19 protein-coding genes and 1 riboswitch are annotated in these 18,807 nt (G+C 71.9%); of the genes, 15 read left to right on the top strand and 4 right to left on the bottom strand.

Features of this window, described 5'->3' with window-relative positions; all coding sequences use genetic code 11:
- The first annotated feature begins 6 nt into the window (after positions 1–6).
- The gene (locus tag ACO2Q5_RS14870) at positions 7–810 is read left to right on the top strand and encodes a propanediol utilization protein (RefSeq protein ID WP_423292400.1); all 804 of its coding nucleotides are present in this window, start codon (positions 7–9) and stop codon (positions 808–810) included.
- A 2-nt stretch (positions 811–812) separates the two neighbouring features.
- Positions 813–1,787 (top strand): threonine-phosphate decarboxylase CobD, encoded by a 975-nt coding sequence (cobD, locus tag ACO2Q5_RS14865; RefSeq protein ID WP_423292398.1) that lies wholly within the window; start codon positions 813–815, stop codon positions 1,785–1,787.
- Here the strand turns inward: cobD and ACO2Q5_RS14860 are convergent.
- On the bottom strand, positions 1,784–3,229 hold the full coding sequence (locus ACO2Q5_RS14860) for a cobyric acid synthase (protein ID WP_423292396.1): 1,446 nt from the start codon (positions 3,227–3,229) through the stop codon (positions 1,784–1,786). The genes cobD and ACO2Q5_RS14860 overlap by 4 nt on opposite strands.
- A 277-nt stretch (positions 3,230–3,506) precedes the next feature.
- Complete coding sequence (gene cobO / locus ACO2Q5_RS14855) at positions 3,507–4,139, bottom strand: cob(I)yrinic acid a,c-diamide adenosyltransferase (RefSeq protein ID WP_423292394.1); 633 nt, start codon at positions 4,137–4,139, stop codon at positions 3,507–3,509.
- Positions 4,140–4,175: 36 nt separating this feature from the next.
- A riboswitch (cobalamin riboswitch) is annotated at positions 4,176–4,383 on the top strand.
- Between the two features lie 106 nt (positions 4,384–4,489).
- Between cobO and ACO2Q5_RS14850 the strand changes: the two genes are divergently transcribed.
- Genes ACO2Q5_RS14850 through cobJ form a run of 7 tightly spaced genes read left to right on the top strand, consistent with a single transcriptional unit; the run spans position 4,490 to position 12,378 of the window.
- Positions 4,490–4,852, top strand: coding sequence for a DUF1636 family protein (locus tag ACO2Q5_RS14850; RefSeq protein ID WP_423292392.1), 363 nt, complete (start codon positions 4,490–4,492; stop codon positions 4,850–4,852).
- Positions 4,849–5,892, top strand: a complete 1,044-nt coding sequence (cobW, locus tag ACO2Q5_RS14845) for a cobalamin biosynthesis protein CobW (RefSeq protein WP_423292390.1) — start codon at positions 4,849–4,851, stop codon at positions 5,890–5,892. Before ACO2Q5_RS14850 ends, cobW begins: the two co-directional genes overlap by 4 nt.
- Before the next feature lie 9 nt (positions 5,893–5,901).
- Complete coding sequence (gene cobN, locus ACO2Q5_RS14840; protein ID WP_423292388.1) at positions 5,902–9,138, top strand: cobaltochelatase subunit CobN; 3,237 nt, start codon at positions 5,902–5,904, stop codon at positions 9,136–9,138.
- Positions 9,135–10,268 carry a precorrin-3B synthase gene (cobG, locus tag ACO2Q5_RS14835; protein WP_423292386.1) on the top strand — a complete coding sequence of 378 codons (1,134 nt, stop codon included), beginning with the start codon at positions 9,135–9,137 and terminating at the stop codon, positions 10,266–10,268. The genes cobN and cobG overlap by 4 nt, the downstream gene beginning before the upstream one ends.
- A complete protein-coding gene (locus ACO2Q5_RS14830; protein WP_423292384.1) occupies positions 10,269–10,898 on the top strand; it encodes a precorrin-8X methylmutase in 630 nt (209 codons plus the stop codon).
- Between the two features lie 2 nt (positions 10,899–10,900).
- Positions 10,901–11,647 carry a precorrin-2 C(20)-methyltransferase gene (locus ACO2Q5_RS14825; RefSeq protein ID WP_423292382.1) on the top strand — a complete coding sequence of 249 codons (747 nt, stop codon included), beginning with the start codon at positions 10,901–10,903 and terminating at the stop codon, positions 11,645–11,647.
- Positions 11,644–12,378 (top strand): precorrin-3B C(17)-methyltransferase, encoded by a 735-nt coding sequence (cobJ, locus tag ACO2Q5_RS14820; RefSeq protein WP_423292380.1) that lies wholly within the window; start codon positions 11,644–11,646, stop codon positions 12,376–12,378. Before ACO2Q5_RS14825 ends, cobJ begins: the two co-directional genes overlap by 4 nt.
- Here the strand turns inward: cobJ and ACO2Q5_RS14815 are convergent.
- Positions 12,354–13,100: a cobalt-precorrin-6A reductase gene (locus tag ACO2Q5_RS14815; protein ID WP_423292378.1), complete on the bottom strand. Its 747-nt coding sequence runs from the start codon at positions 13,098–13,100 to the stop codon at positions 12,354–12,356. The genes cobJ and ACO2Q5_RS14815 overlap by 25 nt on opposite strands.
- Here ACO2Q5_RS14815 and cbiE point away from each other — a divergent pair.
- From cbiE to cobF, 6 genes are read left to right on the top strand one after another with little or no spacing between them, the layout of a single operon-like run.
- On the top strand, positions 13,099–14,274 hold the full coding sequence (gene cbiE / locus ACO2Q5_RS14810; protein WP_423292376.1) for a precorrin-6y C5,15-methyltransferase (decarboxylating) subunit CbiE: 1,176 nt from the start codon (positions 13,099–13,101) through the stop codon (positions 14,272–14,274). The two genes, ACO2Q5_RS14815 and cbiE, sit on opposite strands and share 2 nt — an antisense overlap.
- On the top strand, positions 14,265–14,618 hold the full coding sequence (locus tag ACO2Q5_RS14805; RefSeq protein ID WP_423292374.1) for a cobalamin biosynthesis protein: 354 nt from the start codon (positions 14,265–14,267) through the stop codon (positions 14,616–14,618). Before cbiE ends, ACO2Q5_RS14805 begins: the two co-directional genes overlap by 10 nt.
- A complete protein-coding gene (gene cobM / locus ACO2Q5_RS14800) occupies positions 14,615–15,397 on the top strand; it encodes a precorrin-4 C(11)-methyltransferase (protein ID WP_423292372.1) in 783 nt (260 codons plus the stop codon). The genes ACO2Q5_RS14805 and cobM overlap by 4 nt, the downstream gene beginning before the upstream one ends.
- Positions 15,394–16,710: a cobyrinate a,c-diamide synthase gene (locus ACO2Q5_RS14795; RefSeq protein WP_423292370.1), complete on the top strand. Its 1,317-nt coding sequence runs from the start codon at positions 15,394–15,396 to the stop codon at positions 16,708–16,710. The genes cobM and ACO2Q5_RS14795 overlap by 4 nt, the downstream gene beginning before the upstream one ends.
- Positions 16,707–17,441, top strand: a complete 735-nt coding sequence (gene cobA / locus ACO2Q5_RS14790) for a uroporphyrinogen-III C-methyltransferase (RefSeq protein WP_423292368.1) — start codon at positions 16,707–16,709, stop codon at positions 17,439–17,441. Before ACO2Q5_RS14795 ends, cobA begins: the two co-directional genes overlap by 4 nt.
- Complete coding sequence (gene cobF / locus ACO2Q5_RS14785) at positions 17,434–18,174, top strand: precorrin-6A synthase (deacetylating) (RefSeq protein WP_423292366.1); 741 nt, start codon at positions 17,434–17,436, stop codon at positions 18,172–18,174. The genes cobA and cobF overlap by 8 nt, the downstream gene beginning before the upstream one ends.
- On the opposite strand, the gene ACO2Q5_RS14780 is transcribed toward cobF, so the two are convergent.
- Positions 18,171–18,803, bottom strand: a complete 633-nt coding sequence (locus tag ACO2Q5_RS14780) for a hypothetical protein (RefSeq protein WP_423292364.1) — start codon at positions 18,801–18,803, stop codon at positions 18,171–18,173. The genes cobF and ACO2Q5_RS14780 overlap by 4 nt on opposite strands.
- Positions 18,804–18,807: the final 4 nt, after the last annotated feature.

Here is an 18,807-nt window from a genome sequence, read left to right as displayed (position 1 = left end):
CGGCCTGTGGCATCCGGCAAGGTGGTGGTTCAGGGACATTTCGGTGAGATCCTGCAGGGCCGGTTCGGCTCGCGGGGTACCGTCGCCCTTGTCACGCTGCCCTGTGACACCCTGCGCTGCACTCTCTGGCGCGCGCCCGGTCCGCTGCGGCTGTTTCAGCCCGACGGGCGGGTCCTGACCCCGGCAGAGCTGCTCCGCCTGCTGGCCGCGCTTGGCCTGCCTCCATCCGGCGGCCATGTCCTGCATCTGGACATGCCCGTGGCTGCCGGGGCAGGGGCCTCCACCGCGGTGCGGGTGGCCATCGCGCGGGCTGCGGGCATCACCGGGCCGGAGCGGATCGCGCAGGCCTGTCTGGCCAGCGAGGGGGCTTCGGACCCGTTGATGTTCGTCGGTGCCGGGCGGCTTCTCTGGGCCTCGCGTCACGGCCGGGTGCTGGCAAGGATGCCCGCGCTGCCCCGGTTCGAGGTGCTGGGTGGCTTCCTCGGCGCGGGCCAGCGCACCGATCCGGCGGATGACCGCTTTCCCGACATTACTGATCTGGTGGCGGAGTGGCAGGCGGGTCCGCCCGATCTGGCGGCTCTGGGGCGGCTGGCCTCGGCCTCGGCCGCGCGCTGTCTGGCCCTGCGCGGTCCCGCCGCGGACCCCACAGCCGCGCTGGCGCGGCAGTTTGGCGCGGCGGGCTGGCTGATCGCCCATACCGGATCGGCCCGGGGCCTGATCTTCGCGCCGGGTCAGGTGCCCGGCGCAGCGGTTGCGGCCTTGCGGCAGGCCGGGTTTTCGGGGATCACCCGCTTCACGGGCGGGGGATGACGATGCGCGATCACGGCGGCAATCTGGATGCGGCGCAGGCGCGCTATGGCGGCGGACCCTGGGTCGATCTTTCCACCGGGATCAACCGGGTGCCCTGGCCGGTGCCGCCCCTGCCCGGGGATGTGCTGACCGCACTGCCCAAAGCCCCGGCCATGGCGGCGCTGCTGGCGGCGGCACGGACGGCCTATGGCACCGCGGCCCCGATTGTCGCGCTGGCCGGCGCGCAGGCGGCGATCCAGCTGGTGCCGCGCCTGTCTGTGCCGGGGCGCGCCCGTGTGCTGGGGCCGACCTACAACGAACATGCTGCCGCTTTGCGTCAGGCGGGCTGGCAGGTCGAGGAGGTCACCCGCCCCGAGGCCCTGCCGGGTGCCGATCTGGCGGTGCTGGTCAACCCCAACAACCCCGACGGCCGCCTGCTGACCTCCGCCGCGCTGCGCGCGCTGGCCGGGCAGGTGGGGCGGCTGGTCGTGGATGAAAGCTTCGCCGATGCCGATCCCGCCGCTTCGGTCGCGGCCCATGCGGGGACGGATGGGCTGATCGTCCTGCGCTCCTTCGGCAAGTTCTACGGGCTGGCCGGGCTGCGGCTTGGCTTCGCGCTTGGCCCCGCGGCGGATATCGCCCTGATGGCGGCGATGGCCGGGCCCTGGGCGGTCTCCGGCCCGGCGATCCATGCCGGAACGCTGGCGCTGGCAGATACCGGCTGGGCCGCGGCCACCCGCGCGCGACTGGCAGAGGATGCCGCGCGGATGGACAGGCTGGCGCAGGGCCGCGGCTGGTCGCTTGTCGGCGGCACGGCGCTGTTCCGGCTCTATGATACGCCCTCGGCCGGGGAGGCACAGACCGACCTCGCCCGCCACCGGGTCTGGAGCCGCATCTTCCCGTGGTCCCCGACGCTGATCCGGCTTGGCCTTCCGGGGAGCGAGGCCGAATGGGCGCAGGTCGCCCCCGCCTTCACCCCCGGCTTTGCCGCGCCCTAACGGGCCAGCGCCAGAAGGCCCGGCACGTCCAGATGCGCCTCCAGATGCGCAGCAAGGGCGTCCAGCACAGCCTCTATCCCCGCTGCATAGGCCAGCCCCGAAGAGGCCGCGCCAAGCTGCGCCAGCCAGGCTGCGCGGAACGCGTCGTCGGTGAAAAGCCCGTGCAGATAGCTGCCGGTCACCCGGCCATCCGGGCTGGTCGCGCCCTCGGGCCGCCCGTCCAGCAGGGCGAAGGGCCGGGTGCAATCCGCGCCCCCGGTCCGGCCGATGTGGATCTCATATCCCTCGACCGGCAGACCGCTGGCGCAATGGGTGGCGGCAGAGCGGGTCAGCCGCTTGTCCGCCGTCATCACCGTCTCGACCTCCAGAAAGCCAAGGCCCGGGGTCACGCCCGCCGCGCCCTCGATCCCCTCCGGATCGGCCACCGTCCGGCCCAGCATCTGATAGCCACCGCAGATGCCAAGGATATGGCCGCCCCGCCGCCGGTGGGCGGCCAGGTCGATGTCCCAGCCCTGCGCGCGCAGAAAGGCCAGATCGCCGCGGGTGGATTTCGACCCCGGCAGGATCACCAGCCGCGCATCGCCCGGAATGGCACGGCCCGGCAGCACCATCTCGACCGTGACGCCCGGCTCCTGCTTCAACGGATCAAGGTCGTCGAAATTCGCGATCCGCGACAAAGCAAGGCAGGCGATCTTCACCCCGCCGCCCCGCCCGTTGCCGGTCAGATCCAGTGCATCTTCGGCCGGAAGTCGCCCGGCCCCGTGGAACCACGGCAGCACCCCGAACCCGCGCCAGCCGGTGCGCGCCGCGATCAGCGCATAGCCATCGTCAAACAGCCGCGGATCGCCGCGGAACTTGTTGATCAGAAAGCCCTGCACCATGGCGGCATCTTCGGGGTCCAGAATGGCCTGCGTGCCGATGATCTGCGCGATCACCCCGCCCCGGTCGATGTCCCCCGCCAGCACGACCGGCACATCCGCGGCCCGGGCAAAGCCCATATTGGCAATATCGGCGCGGCGCAGGTTCACCTCGGCGGGGCTGCCCGCCCCTTCGACGATCACCAGATCCGCCTGCGCCTTCAGCCGGGCAAAGCTTTCCAGCACCGCCCCCATAAGCCGCGGCTTCAGCGCCGGATAATCCGCTGCCCGCGTGGTGGTCAGCCGCCGCCCCTGCACCACCACCTGCGCGCCGGTGTCCGTCTCCGGCTTCAGGAGGACCGGGTTCATGTCGGTCAGCGGCGCCACCCCGCAGGCCAGCGCCTGCAGCGCCTGCGCCCGCCCGATCTCGCCCCCGTCCGCCGTCACCGCGGCATTGTTCGACATGTTCTGCGGCTTGAACGGCAGCACCCGCAGCCCGCGCAACCGCGCCGCCCGGCACAGCCCCGCCACCAGCATCGACTTGCCCACATTCGACCCGGTGCCCTGAATCATCAGCGCCCGCATCATCGGCCCCCTTGGCGCGGGTTGACACTGCGGGAGCCTCCGGCGGGGATATTTATCGCCAAGATAAAGGCAGCGTCACAGGTCGGCAGCCGCACCTCGGGCCGTTTGCACGGGGGAGGCGCGGCGCCTTTACCTTGGACGGTCATCGGGATCCCTCCCTGTACCGTGTCCCGACCATGGCGCCAAAAGGTTAAGAAACCTTTGCCTTTATCTTGGCACAAATATCCTGGGGGTCCGGGGGTGAAGCCCCCGGCCTTGGCCGCAGGCACCCCCGGCATCAGAATTCCACCCCCGGCTGCGCCTTGATCCCGTCGCGGAACGGATGCTTCACCACCGCCATCTCGGTCACCAGATCGGCCATCCCGATCAGCTCGGGCTTCGCGTTGCGGCCGGTCAGGCAGACATGGGTCATCGGCGGCTTTTCATCGCGCAGGAAGGCCGCGACCTCGGCCACATCCAGATAGTCATAGCGCAATGCGATGTTGATCTCGTCCAGAAGGACGAAGCGGATCGCCGGGTCGCGGATCAGCGCTTTCGCCTTCGCCCAGCCCGCCCGGGCCGCCGCCACATCGCGGGCGCGGTCCTGGGTTTCCCAGGTGAAGCCCTCTCCCATGGCGTGGAACTGGCACAGATCCCCGAAATGCGTGGTCAGAAGCTGCCGCTCGCCGGTGTCCCAGCTGCCCTTGATGAACTGCACCACGGCGCAGGGCATGCCATGGGCGATGCAGCGCAGGATCATGCCGAAGCCGGACGACGACTTGCCCTTGCCCGGCCCGGTATGGACAAGGATCAGCCCCTTTTCGCCGGTCTTTCCTTCCATCATCCGGTCGCGGGCGGCCTTGATCTTCGCCATTTTCGCGGCATGGCGGATGTCGGCAACGGTGCTGGTGTCGCGGCTGTCTTCGGCCATGTCGGCGGCGCTCCTTGACTTTCGGCGGGCCTTGGCCTTTCTGGGGGCCAAGCTGGTTCCTGTCTATGACAGGCGAAGAGGGAATGCGAGTAGGCCCCCAAAGGGCCAAGGCGCAGCCGCCCCCGCGACCGTGACCGGAGTTGTGCCCTTCCAATGCCACTGGCCTCGCGGCCGGGAAGGCGGACGGGCCGGGCCCAAAGCCCGCTCCGCAAGCCGGGAGACCTGCCAGCTTTGGATCTTTTCGGGCGGACGGGGTGTTCCGCGACCGGAGACTGCTGCGGCGTCTCTGCGCGCCCGTCGTTGTCCCGGCCGTATTCCCCCTTTTCGCCCCCCTGCGGAGGGCAGGCGGTATGACGGTAAGACTGCTGGTCTGTGCGACCTGCCGGGCGGGAGAGGCCGTGGAAGACGGCCGTCCCGTGCCGGGCGCGCGCCTTGCCGCCGCGCTGGAGGCGGGCGGTGCCCCCGATGGCGTGGCCCTTCAGCGGGTGGAATGCCTGTCCGCCTGCGGGCAGGGCTGCGCCGTCGCGCTCTGCGCCCCGGGGCGCTGGTCCTATGTCTATGGCCGCCTGACCGAGGCCGACGCCCCCGACATCCTGACCGGGGCCGCGGCCTATGCCGCCGCGCCCGACGGGCTGGTGCCGTGGCGCGAGCGGCCCGCGATTTTCCGCAAGCAGTCGCTTGCCCGTCTTCCCCCGATCGGAGAGCCTGAATGACCGACCTTGCCAAGATTCCCGTTTCCGTCATCACCGGCTTTCTCGGTTCCGGCAAGACGACGCTGATCCGCCATCTGATGCAGAACCCGCAGGGGCGGCGGCTGGCGGTTCTGGTCAATGAATTCGGCACGCTTGGGGTGGATGGCGACATCCTAGCCGCCTGTGCCGATGAAAACTGCCCGGCGGAGAATATCGTCGAGCTGGCGAACGGCTGCATCTGCTGCACCGTCGCCGACGACTTCATCCCCACGGTCGAGGCGCTTTTGGCGCTGCCCACGCGACCCGATCACATCCTGATCGAAACCTCGGGCCTTGCGCTGCCGAAGCCGCTGCTGAAAGCGTTCGACTGGCCCGCGATCCGGTCGAAGATCACCGTCGATGGCGTGATCACCCTGGCCGATGCCGAGGCGGTGGCGGCAGGCCGCTTTGCCCCCGATCCGGCCGCGGTGCAGGCGCAGGCCCTGGCCGACCCGGGCGTCGATCATGAAACCCCGCTGTCCGAGGTGTTTGAGGATCAGATCGCCTGCGCCGACATCGTTCTGCTGTCCAAGGCCGATCTGGCGGGCGAGGCGGGGCTTGCCGCCGCACGTGCCGTGGTGGAGGCCGAAGCGCCCCGCCGCCTGCCGATCCTCGCCATGAGCGAGGGCGTGATCGACCCGGCGGTGATCCTTGGGCTGCATGCCGCCGCCGAAGACGACCTTGCCGCCCGCCCCAGCCACCATGACGGCGCCGATGACCATGAGCATGATGACTTCGACAGCACGGTGATCGACTTGCCCGAAATTGCCGATCCCGAGGCGCTGGCCGAAGGCATCCGCCGTCTGGCGCGCGAACAGCACATCCTGCGGGTGAAGGGCCATGTCGCCGTGACGGGGCGGCCGATGCGCCTGCTGGTGCAGGCCGTGGGCGAACGGGTGCGCCATCAGTTCGACCGGCCCTGGGGCGATGCGCCCCGGCACTCGCGGCTGGTGGTGATCGCCGAGCATGACCACATCGACCCGGTGGCCATCCGCGCGGCTCTGGCGCAATCCGGGGTCTGAGGCGCCGCGATGCATGTTGTCTTCCGCGAAAGCCACGGGCTGGAGGAAACCGCAGTGCCCACCGATCTGCGGCAATCGCCCGCCGATCTGCTGGTCCTGTCGTTTTCCGACAGCGACCTTGGTGCCTTCGCGGCGGGCTGGCACCGGGCGCGGACGGCGGGCCAGCCGCTGCCCGGCTTGCGGCTGGCCAATCTGGTGGCGCTGCGGCATCCGGTTTCGGTGGACACATGGGCCGAGGCGACGGCGGCAGGCGCGCGCGGCATTCTGGTGCGGCTGATCGGCGGGGCGGGCTACTGGTCCTACGGGCTGGCCACCTTGCAGGATCTGGCCCGCCGCCGTGGCATTGCGCTGGCCGTGCTGCCCGCCGACGGGCGCGAGGATACGGCGCTGGACGCGGCTTCGACCCTGCCCGTCTCGACCCTGCGGCGGTTGCAGGCTTTGTGCGATGCCGGGGGCGCCGTGGCCGCACAGGCGGCGCTGGCGCAACTGTCGCTGGCGGCGGGCCTGTTTGCCGGACCGGTCCGCGGCGCCAAGACGGTGCCGGAGTTCGGCTGGTATGACCCCGCGCTTGGCGTGACGGCGGGGCCTGTGCCGGGCGACCGCCCCGCCGGTGTGGTCTTCTACCGCAGCTATCTGACCGCGGCCGATACCGCCCCGTCGGATGCGGTGATCCGCGGATTGCGTGACCGCGGATTTGCCGCGCAGGGGCTGTTCGTGCCCTCGCTGAAGGCGCCGGGCGCGGCGGACTGGTTGAGCGGCGCACTGGCGGGGTTGCGCCCGGAGCTGATCTTCAGCCTGACCGCCTTTTCCGCCCGGGGTGAGGACGGAGGCTCGCCGTTGGACGGGCCGGGTTGTCCGGTGTTCCAGCTGGCGCTGTCCACGGCCCGGCGGCGGGACTGGGCCGGGTCAGAGCGCGGGCTGTCGCCCGCCGATCTGGCGATGCATGTCGTCCTGCCTGAGGTGGACGGCCGGATTTTCGCCGGCGTGGCCAGCTTCAAATCCCCCGGCCCGCGCGATCCGGATCTGGAATTCTCGCGGTTCTCCCACCGGCCGGAGGAGGACCGGATCGCCGCTGCGCTGGACCGGGCGCAGGGCTGGCACCGTCTGGCGCAGACCCCGCCCGCGGCGCGGCAGCTGGCGCTGGTGCTTTCCACCTATCCCGGCCGGGCGGATCAGATCGCCCATGCCGTGGGGCTGGACGCCCCGGCCTCGGCCCGGGCGGTGCTGGCGGCGCTGCAAGGGGCGGGCTATGCCACCGCGCCGGCCGCGCCACTGATCCCCGCGCTTTTGTCCGAAACCCTGCGCTGGCCGCTGGCGGACTACCGCGCTGCGCTGGACCGCCTGCCCGCGGCGCTGCGCGACGATCTGGCCGCCGCATGGGGCGCGCCCGAGGCGGACCCGGCCTGCCGCGACGGCGCCTTTCACTTCGCCGCCACCCGGCGCGGCGCGGTTCTGGTGGCGCTGCAGCCGGAGCGGGGCGATCGCCCCGTTCGTGGGGAAGATTATCACGACCTGTCCCGCGTCCCGCGCCATGGTTACGTGGCCTTCTACCTGTGGCTTCAGGCACAGGGCCTGCATGCGGCGATCCATATGGGTGCGCATGGCACGCTGGAATGGCTGCCGGGCAAGGCGGTGGCTTTGTCGGCGACCTGCTGGCCCGGTGTGCTGGCCGGTGCCTTGCCCTTCGTCTATCCGTTCATCGTCAATGACCCGGGCGAGGCCGCGCAGGCCAAGCGGCGGATCGGTGCGGTCACGCTGGGCCATCTGCCGCCGCCGCTGGCCCCTTCGCGCCTGCCCGTCGCGCTGGAGGGGCTGGAGCGGCTGCTGGACGAATATTCCACCGCGGACGGGCTGGACCCCTCCCGCCGCCGCCGTCTGATCGCCGACATCCGGAGCTTGGCCGCGGCTTTGGGGATCGAAGACGATCTCGCCCTCCCGCGGGAGGCGACACCGGCCGAAGCGATCACCCGGATCGACCGTTTCGTTTGTGACCTGAAGGACAGCCGTTTCGGTGACGGGCTGCATGTCTATGGCGACGGGGCCGGAGAGATGGCGGGGCTGCTGGCCGCACTGGATGGCCGGTTCGTGTCGCCGGGGCCGTCCGGCTCTCCGCACCGCGGGCGGGCGGATGTGGTGCCGACCGGGCGCAACCTCTATGCGGTGGACCCCCGCGCTGTGCCGACACCGGGCGCCCATGCGCAGGGGGTGAAACTGGCCGAAGAGCTGCTGCGCCGCCATTTGCAGGACCACGGCGACTGGCCGCGCGGGCTGGTGGTGGATCTCTGGGGATCGGCCTCGATGCGGACGGCGGGCGAGGAATTCGCCATGGCGCTGCATCTGGCGGGGCTGGTGCCGGTCTGGGATGCGGCCTCGGGCCGGGTGACGGGGGTGGAGGTTGTGCCGCTGGCCCTGCTGGGCCGCCCCCGCATCGACGTGACACTGCGCGTCTCCGGCCTGTTCCGCGACGTGTTTCCCGGGCTGGCGCAGATGTTCGAACTGGGTGCAGGCGCACTGGCCCTGCGGGACGAGGGGGCGGCGGACAATCCCTATGCCCTGCGGGTGCCCCGCGTCTTTGGTCCGAAGCCCGGACAATATGGGCTGGGGATGGCGGGCGTGGCGGAGGATTACACCGGACAGGGCCGCGCCGCCGCGGGTGAGGCCTGGCTGGCGCAATCCGCCTGGGCCGTCGACGCGCAGGGAGACATCGCCCCCGCCCGCGCCGCGCTGGAGGATCGGCTGCGCGGGGCCGATGCCTTTGTCCATGTGCAGGACCTGCCCGAGACGGATCTGCTGATGGCCCCCGATTATGCCGCGCATGAAGGCGGCTTTGCCGCGGCCCGTTCGCATCTGGGGCTGGAGGGGGCAGCACTCTATCACCTTGACGCGACACGGCCCGAAGCGCCGCGCGCCCGCGCCCTGACCGAAGAGATTGCGCGCGTGGTCCGCGCCCGGGCCGCCAACCCGGACTGGGCCGCGGGCATGATGCGCCACGGGTTCCGCGGCGCGGCCGAGATCGCGGCCACGCTGGACAACATGGCCGCCTTTGTCCATCTGGCGCAGGCGGTGCCGCCGCATCTGTTCGACCTCTATCACGCGGCCACTCTGGGCCGGGAGGAGGTTGCAGCCTTCATGTCCCGCGAAAATCCCGCCGCTCTGGCGGCCCTGCGGGGGCGGTTCGCGGCCCTGCGCGCGGCGGGCCTGTGGCACAGCGCGCGCAACGCCCGGCATGACGGAGAGCGGTTGTGAGCGGGCCGGTCATTCAGGGCTGGTGCCCCGGCGCGCTGCGGCCCATGCCGTCGGGCGACGGGCTGGTGGTGCGGGTGCGGCCCCATGCCGGGCGGCTGTCCCCCGCGCAGGCGGCGGGGATTGCCGCGGCCGCGGCGGCCTGTGGCAACGGGCTGATCGACCTCTCCGCCCGCGGGAATCTGCAACTGCGCGGCGTGCGGCCGGAGCGCCATGCCACGCTGATTGCCGACCTGTCCGCCCTTGGCCTGATCGACCGCGATCTGGCCGGAGAGAGCCGGCGCAACATCACCGTCGCCCCCTTCGCCTCTGCCGATGCGCTGGCTGCCGCACTGGCGGATGCGCTGACCGCCGCCCCCGCGCTTCCGGCCAAGTTCGGCTTTGCGCTGGACACCGGCGCGGAGCGCTGGCTGGACGGCGTGCCCGGCGACATCCGGGTGGAGCGCGGGGCCACGGGCGGGCTGATCCTGCGCGCCGATGGCAGGGCAACGGGCCGGGCGGTTCATGCGAAGGAGGCGCCCGCGCTGGCCGTGGAGCTTGCCCACTGGTTCATCGCGGCAGGCGGCATGCAGGACGGGCGGGGCCGGATGGCGGCGCTGATCGCCCGCGGGGCCGTGCCGCCCGCCCATCTGTCCGGTGACGAACCGCCCGCCGCAGCCTGTCCGCCGCCGCCGCCCGGTCTGCGGCCCGAGGGGGCGCTGGTCGCGCTGGCCTTCGGGCAGATGCAGGCGGAGACGCTCTCGGCCCTCGCGGCAACGGGCCATGACCTGCGGCTGACGCCGTGGCGGATGGTCCTGCTGGACGGGGCCACCGCGCTGCCCGCAATCCCCGGCACGCTGACCGATCCCGCCGATCCCCTGCTGCGGGTCATCGCCTGCACCGGCGCGCCCGGCTGTCCGCAGGCGCTGGCCCCGACACGCGCGCTGGCCCGGGCGCTGGCGCCCTCTGTGCCGCCGGGCGGGCTGCTGCATGTCTCGGGCTGCGCCAAGGGCTGTGCCCATCCCGCGGCTGCCCCGCTGACCCTGACGGCCACCGGGACGGGCTTTGCCCTGATCCGGGACGGCCGCGCCTCTGACCCCGGGCCGGTCTATCCCGCCGCCGCTTTGCCCGACCTTCTGACCGGAAGCCCCTGAATGCCGCACCGCTACATCACCGATGGCGCCGAAATCTACCGCCAGTCCTTTGCCACCATCCGGGACGAGGCCGATCTGGCCCGCTTCACCCCCGAGGAAGAGATCGTCGCCGTCCGCATGATCCATGCCGCCGGGATGGTGGGGCTAGAGGCGCATGTGGCCTTCACCCCCGGCATGGCTGTGGCGGCGCGGGCCGGGCTGGAGGCGGGGGCGCCCATCCTTTGCGATGCCCGCATGGTCAGCGAGGGGATCACCCGCCCGCGCCTTCCGGCGGGGAATGCGGTGATCTGCACCCTGCACGATCCGCAGGTGCCCGCGCTGGCCGCGCGGATGGAGAACACCCGCAGCGCCGCCGCGGTCGAGTTGTGGCGCCCGCATCTGGCCGGCGCGGTGGTGGCCATCGGCAATGCGCCGACCGCGCTTTTCCACCTGCTGAACATGCTGGAAGACCCGGCCTGCCCGCGGCCCGCGGCGATCATCGGCTGTCCGGTCGGTTTCATCGGCGCGGCGGAATCCAAGGCGGCGCTGATGGCGGCCCCGCCCTGTCCGGCGCTGATCGTGCGCGGGCGGCTTGGCGGATCGGCCATCACGGTGGCCGCCGTCAACGCTTTGGCCAGCCGGAAGGAATGATCATGGGCCGGATTCTCTGTGCGGGCCTTGGCCCCGGCGACCCCGACCTGATCAGCCTGCGCGCCGACCGGGCGATCCGGGGCGCCAGCCACGTGGCCTATTTCCGCAAGGCCGGGCGCGCGGGACAGGCCCGCCGCATGGTGGACGGCATGCTGCGCCCGGGCGTGGTGGAGCTGGCGATGGAATATCCCGTCACCACCGAACTGCCCTTCGACAACCCGGACTACATCCGCCTGCTGGCGGGGTTCTACGACGGCTGGGCCGACCGTCTGGCCGCCCTGGCCGCGGATCATGAGATCGTCGTCCTGTGTGAGGGGGACCCGTTCCTCTACGGCTCTTTCATGCATCTGCACAGCCGGTTGCAGGGCCGCGCCGTGGTCGAGGTGATCCCCGGCATTCCGGGCATGGCGGGCTGCTGGAATGCCACCGGCCAGCCGATCACATGGGGCGACGATGTGCTGACCGTGCTGATGGGCACGCTGCCGGAGCAGGACCTTGTCCGCCATGCGCGGGCCGCCGATGCGCTGGTGATCATGAAGACCGGGCGCAACCTGCCCAAGGTCCGCCGCGCGCTCAGCCGGGCCGGGCGGCTGGAGGCGGCATGGCTGGTGGAACGCGGCACCATGCCCGGCCAGCGCATCGCCCGGCTGGCCGAGGTGGACGGGGCGGATTGTCCCTATTTCGCCATCGTCATCGTCCATGGTCAGGGCCGCCGGCCAGAACGTTCCGCTGCGGAGGCCCCGGAATGAGCGGCTGGCTGGTGGTGGCGGGCCTTGGCCCCGGGGCGGAGGCAATGATCACGCCCGAGGTGACGGCGGCGCTGGCGCAGGCGACCGATGTGCTGGGCTATATTCCCTATGTGGCCCGTGTGGCGCCCCGTGCCGGCCTGACGCTCCACCCCTCCGACAACCGCGAGGAACTGGACCGCGCGCAGCATGCGCTGGCCCTGGCGGCGGCGGGCGGGCGGGTGGTCATCGTCTCTTCCGGCGATCCCGGAGTGTTCGCCATGGCCTCCGCCCTGTTCGAAGCGCTGGAGGCCCGGCCCGATCTGTACGGGCTGGAGATCCGCATCCTGCCGGGCATCACCGCCATGCTGGCCGCGGCGGCGGCGGCGGGTGCGCCCTTGGGGCATGATTTCTGCTGCCTCAATCTTTCGGACAATCTGAAGCCCTGGGCGCTGATCGAAACCCGGCTGCGGCTGGCGGCGGCCGCCGATCTGGCCATGGCCTTCTACAACCCCCGCTCCCGCGCGCGGCCCGAAGGCTTTGCCCGCGCGCTGGATCTGCTGCGCGAGGTCTGCGGGCCGGACCGGCTGATCACCTTTGCCCGCGCCGTCTCCACCCCGGCGCAGGAGATCCGCACGGTGACTTTGGCCGCGGCCACGCCCGGGATGGCGGATATGCGGACCGTGGTTCTCTTGGGCAACAGCCAGACCCGCCGCGTCGGGCCCTGGGTCTATACCCCACGGTCCGCGCCATGACGCAGCCAGCCCATCACCGCCTCCACCCTCGGGGCCTCTGGCCGTTCGGGCACAGCGGGACGCGCGACCATCACGACGGGCAGACCCAGTTGCCGGGCGGCGGCCAGCTTGGCCCGGGCGCCGTCGCCGCCCGCATTCTTGGCCACCACGATCTGGATGCCATGCTCCTGCATCAGCGCCAGGTCCCCCGCTTCGGTGAAGGGGCCGCGGTCGACCACCACGGTCGCGCCGGGCAGGGGCGGGGCCGCGGGCGGATCGACCAGCCGCAGCAGATAGCGGTGGCCGGGCCGGTCCAGAAACGGGCTCAGGCCCTGCCGCCCGATGGCCAGAAACACCCGGGCGGGCTGCGCGGGCAGGGCGGCGGCGGCAGCCTCCATATCCGGCACATGGGTCCAGCGGTCCCCCGCGCCTGCGGTCCATTCCGGGCGTTGCAGCGCCATCAGCGCCACGCCCGCCGCGGCGCAGGCCTGTGCGGCATTGGCGCTGATCTGCGCGGCAAAGGGGTGGGTCGCGTCGATCACATGGGTGATGCGCTGATCGCGCAGCCATTGCGCCAGACCCTCCGCCCCGCCAAAGCCGCCGGTCCGGGTGGGCAGCGGCGCGGCGACCGGCGCCGTGGTACGCCCGGCATAGGAATAGACCGCATCCAGCCCGGCCGCGGCCAGCGCGGCGGCCATCCGGCCCGCCTCATGCGTTCCGCCCAGCAGAAGGATGCGTGTCATGGCTGAACCCTGGCTGTCGATCATCGGTCTGGGCGAAGATGGCCCGGCGGGCCTGTCGGAGGCAAGCCGTGCTGCCTTGGCCGCGGCACAGGTGATCTTTGGCGGCCCCCGGCATCTGGCGCTGGTCGCCGCCGGGGACCGCGGCTGCCCCTGGCCGGTGCCCTTCGACCTTGCCCCCGTTCTGGCCCGGCGCGGGCAGGCGGTGGCGGTCCTGGCCTCAGGCGATCCGTTCTGGTTCGGGGCGGGCGGCGCGCTGGCCGCGGCACTGAACCCGGGCGAATGGCGGGCCTTTCCGGTGGCCGGGGTGTTTTCGCTGGCGGCGGCCCGGCTGGGCTGGCGGCTGGAGGATTGCGCCTGCCTTGGCCTGCATGCCGCCCCTTTCGCGCAGCTTGTGCCCCATCTGGCTCCGGGCGCGCGGCTGATCTGCACCCTGCGCGACGGGCCTGCCGCGGCAGCGCTGGCGGACTGGTTGGTGGCGGAAGGCTGGGGCGACAGCCGCCTCGTGCTGCTGGAAGCGCTTGGCGGCCCGCGGGAGCGCATCCGTGAGGGCACCGCCGCCACACCGGACCTGTCCGGCGCAAACGTGCCCGTGGCCGTCGCGCTGGAGCCACTTGGCCGCCCCGGCCTGCCGCGCAGCCCCGGCCTGCCCGACGCTAGCTTTGCCCATGACGGCCAGATCACCAAATCCCCGATCCGCGCGCTGACCCTTGCCGCCCTGGCCCCGCGGCCGGGTGAGATGCTGTGGGATCTGGGCGCGGGATCGGGCTCCGTCTCGGTCGAATGGGCGCTGGCGGGGGGGCGGGCGCAGGCGGTGGAACACCGGGCCGACCGTGCCGCGAATATCCGCGCCAATGCCGACCGCTTCGGCCTGTCGCATCGGATCAGCGTGCATCACGGTGCCTCGGCCACGGTGCTGCCGGGCCTGCCGCCGCCCGCCGCAGTGTTTGTCGGCGGCGGCTTCGATGCGGCGCTGCATGCGCTGCTGCCGCGGCAGGCGCGGCTGGTGGTCAATGCCGTCACGCTGGAGACCGAGGCCCTGCTGATCCGCCTTCATGCCACCGAGGGGGGTGAGCTTTTGCGGATCGACCTTGCCCGGGCCGAACCCTTGGGCCGCATGCAGGGCTGGCGGCCCTTGCGCCCGGTGGTGCAATGGAGCCGCGGCCCATGCGCGTGATCGGGCTCGGCCTTTCTGCCGCGGCCTGCAGCTGCATGGTTGAGGCGGCGCTGGCCGCGGCGGGCCCGGCCGATCTGCTGGCCATTCTGGCCATGCGGGCGGGCCATCCTGCGCTGGCGGATCTGCCCCTGCCGGTCAGGTGGCTTCCTTCCTCGCTGCTGGCGGGCGTGACGACGCCGACGCAATCCGCGCGCATTCTGCTCCGCTTCGGCTGCGGATCGGTGGCCGAGGCGGCCGCCCTGCTGGCCAGCCGGGGCCGCCTGCTTCTTCCGCGCCACACCCTTGGCGCTGTCACATGGGCGCTGGCCGAGGGGCCGGGGCCAAGCGAAGGATCCAACGGATGACCGTTCATTTCATCGGCGCAGGCCCCGGTGCGCCGGACCTGATCACGCTCCGCGGGCGCGACCTGATCGCCGCCTCGCCCGTCTGCCTGTATGCCGGGTCGCTGGTGCCCGAAGGCGTGCTGGCCCATTGCCCGCCCGGCTGCCGGATCGTGAACACCGCGCCGATGGATCTGGACGGGATCATGGCCGAGATCGCCGCTGCCCATGCCGCGGGGCAGGATGTGGCGCGGCTGCATTCCGGCGATCTGTCGGTCTGGTCCGCCATGGGGGAACAGTTGCGCCGCCTGCGCGCACTGGAGATTCCCTATGATGTGACGCCGGGCGTGCCGTCCTTCGCCGCTGCCGCCGCCGTTCTGGGGGCAGAGCTGACACTGCCCGGCGTGGCGCAATCGGTGGTGCTGACCCGCACTTCGGGCCGGGCCAGCGCCATGCCCGAGGGGGAGATGCTGGAGAACTTTGCCCGTACCGGCGCCACGCTGGCCATCCACCTGTCGGTCCACGTGCTGGATCAGGTGCTCGCCACGCTGACCCCGCATTACGGCCCGGATTGCCCCGTGGCCGTGGTCTTCCGCGCCACATGGCCGGATGAGCGGGTGGTCCGCGCCACGCTGGCCACGCTGGACCCCGCCATCGGCCATGGAGAGCGCAGCGCGCTGATCCTTGTGGGCCGCACCCTCGGGGCCGGGGATTTCGCCGAAAGCCGCCTTTACGCGGGCGATTACGACCGGCGCTATCGCCCCGTAGGCACCGATCCGCGCTTTCCGGGGACCGGGGCATGACGCTTCCCCCCGGGCTGATGATCAGCGCCCCGGCCTCTGGCACCGGCAAGACCACGGTGATGCTGGGTCTTCTGCGCGCGCTGGCCGAGGATGGGCTGGCGGTGCAGCCGTTCAAAAGCGGACCGGATTACATCGACCCGGCCTTTCACCGGGCGGCGGCGGGGCGGGCCTCGTTCAATCTGGACAGCTGGGCGATGGCGCCGGGGATGATCGCCGCGCTGGCCCGGCAGGCGGAAGGCGCGGATCTGGTGCTGGCCGAAGGGTCGATGGGCCTGTTCGATGGCGTGGCCACCGCAGGTGTCGGCGGCCATGGCAGCAGTGCGGAACTGGCGCGGGCCATGGGCTGGCCGGTGATCCTTGTGCTGGATGTGGGCGGACAGGCGCAATCCGCCGCGGCCACCGCGCTTGGCTTTGCGCGCTATGACACCGGGCTGCCCTTTGCCGGGGTGATCCTGAACCGGGTGGCCAGCCCGCGGCACGAGCGGCTGATCCGGCTGGGGATGGCGCAGGCGGGCCTGCGGGTGCTGGGCGCTCTGCCCCGGCGGGGCGACCTGAAGCTGCCGGAACGCCACCTTGGCCTTGTTCAGGCCACCGAACATTCCGATCTTGAGGCCGCGATTGCCGGCTATGCCGCCTTTCTGCGCGCCCATGTCGATCTGGCCGCACTGCGGGCGCTGGCCGCGGCCTGTGCCCCCGGCACCGCCGCACCGCAGCCGCTGCCCCGTCCGCCCGCACAACGCATTGCGCTGGCGCAGGATGCGGCGTTTTCCTTCACCTATCCCCATCTTCTGGCCGGGTGGCGCGCCGCGGGGGCCGAGGTTCTGCCTTTCTCTCCCCTTGCCGATGAGCCGCCGCCCGCGGCCGATCTGGTCTGGTTGCCCGGCGGCTATCCCGAACTGCACGCCGGGCGGATCGCCGCGGCAGGGCGGTTCATGGCAGGGCTGCGCGCCCATGCCGCAACGCGCCCGGTCCATGGCGAATGCGGCGGCTACATGGTGCTGGGGCAGGCGCTGACCGATGCTGCGGGGGTGGCGCATCCGATGGCGGGCCTTCTGGGCCTTGTCACCAGCTATCAGACGCGGCGCCTGCATCTGGGCTACCGGCTGGCGCAGCTGGTGGCGCCGGTGCCGGGTTTTGCCCCGGGCACTCGGCTGCGCGGGCATGAGTTCCATTATTCCACCATCCTGTCGCAGCCCGATGCCCCGCTGGCCGCGGTGTCCGATGCCGATGGCGCGCCCGTGGCCGAGACCGGATCGCGGCGCGGCACCGTGACCGGCACCTTCTTTCACCTGATCGCCGAGGATGCCGCATGACCGGATTCGTCTCTTTCGTCTCCTCCGGTCCCGGCGACCCGGAGCTTCTGACGCTGAAGGCGGTGGATCGGCTGGGCCGTGCCGATGCGGTGCTGTTCGATGACCTGTCCTCCGGCCCGATCCTGGCCCATGCGCGCCCCGGCGCCGATCTGGTGGGCGTGGGCAAACGGGCAGGCCGCGCCTCGCCCCGGCAGGATCATGTCAGCCGGTTGCTGGTGGATTATGCCCGCACCGGCGCGCGGGTGGTGCGGCTGAAATCCGGCGATGCGGGCCTGTTCGGGCGGCTGGAGGAAGAGATCGCGGCCCTGCGCGCAGCGGGCATCGGGTTCGAGATCGTGCCCGGTGTGCCCTCTCCCTGCGCCGCGGTGGCGGTGGCGGGCCTGCCACTGACCCGGCGGCTGACGGCGCGGCGGGTGCAGTTCGTGACCGGGGCTGATGTGACGGGCGACCTGCCCGAGGGGCTGAACATGGCCGCGCTGGCCGATCCCGCAGCCACGACGGTGGTGTTCATGGGGCGGCGGACCTTTCCGGAACTGGCCGCCCGGCTGACCGCGGCGGGCCTGCCGCCCGACACGCCCGCCCTCTTGGCCGAGGGGGTGGGAACGCCTGCGCAGACACTGTGGCGCGGGACCGTGGCCACGCTGGCCGGGCGGCTGGCGGGGGTCGCGGCGGGCGGCCCTCCGGCGCTGATCCTTTACGGGCCGCTGGCGGAGGGAGAGGGTGATGCGTGAGCTGTCGTTGATCGGCATCGGCACCGGCAACCCCGATCACCTGACGGCCGAGGCCGCGCGGGCGATCAACGCGGCCGATCTGATCCTTCTGCCGCGCAAGGGGGCGGACAAGGTCGATCTGGCCGATCTGCGGCGCGAGATTCTGGCCCGGGTGCTGGTCAATCCTGCGGCGCAGGTCGTGGAATTCGACCTGCCGCAGCGTGATGCGGCGCATCCGGATTACCGCGCCGGGGTGGAGGGCTGGCACGATGCCATCGCCCTTGCATGGGCACGGACGGCCGATGTGCCGGGGGCGGATCATGTGGCGCTGCTGGTCTGGGGCGATCCGTCGCTCTATGATTCCTCGCTGCGGATTGCCGCCCGGCTGCCGGGACCGCCGCGGGTCCGGGTGATCCCCGGCATTACGGCGGTGCAGGCGCTGGCGGCGGCCCATGCCATGCCCCTGAACGCCATCGGCGCGCCCTTTATGGTGACCACGGGCCGCCGCCTGCGGGATGATGGGTTCCCCCCGGGCTGCGACACCTGCGTGGTGATGCTGGACGGCACCTGCAGCTTCCGCTCCCTGCCGCCCGCGGGCCTGTCGATCTGGTGGGGCGCCTATCTGGGGATGGAGGCGCAGATCCTTGACCACGGCCCGCTGGCCGAGGCCGGGCCGCGTATTCTGAATGCCCGCGCCGCGGCCCGTGCACGCCATGGCTGGATCATGGACATCTATCTGTTGCGCCGCGCCTAGGCAGCGCGGGAGAACAGCCAGCGCAGCGCCAGCACCCCTGCCGCGGCCAGAAGCGCGGCCGCCCCGCCCAGACTGCCAAGGCTGACCGGATGGCGCAGCACATCGGCCCAGACCGGGCGCACCAGCACCGCGGTGTCATAGGGCGTGGCGCTGAAGGCGCAAAGCGACAGAGAGGTGGAGGCGAGGAGCATCTCCCCCTCCACCCGGCGGGCCAGCGCGGCCACGGCCGGGCTGCGGCCTGCCGAGGCGGCCTCCATCCGCACAAGAAGATCCTGCGTTGCCGCCAGCCAGGCGTGGCTGCAGGCGTTGAACGGGCTGGCCTCATCCGTCACGGCACCGGGCACCCTTCCCCACAGGCACCATGCCCGCTGGATCTTTGCATAGTTCAGCACCCGGCCAAACTCGGCATCCGGCGCAGGAAAGCGGCCTGCCAGCGCGAGGATTGCGCCGGCATGGTCGGCGATCACCGGCATCTGGCCATGGGTGATCTCGGCGATCGGCACGCCCGCAACCGGCCCTTGTCCACGGCCAGAGCCATGGGCAGAGACCAGCCCCGCAAGGCCGAGCCAAAAGGCCAAGGCGGCAAGGATCGTCCCTGCCGCCCGGCACAGCGGATTGTGCCGCATCATCGGC

The organism is Neotabrizicola sp. VNH66, assembly GCF_049445895.1.
Lineage (GTDB): Bacteria > Pseudomonadota > Alphaproteobacteria > Rhodobacterales > Rhodobacteraceae > Pseudogemmobacter.
This window is presented reverse-complemented; position numbering and strand designations above follow the sequence as displayed.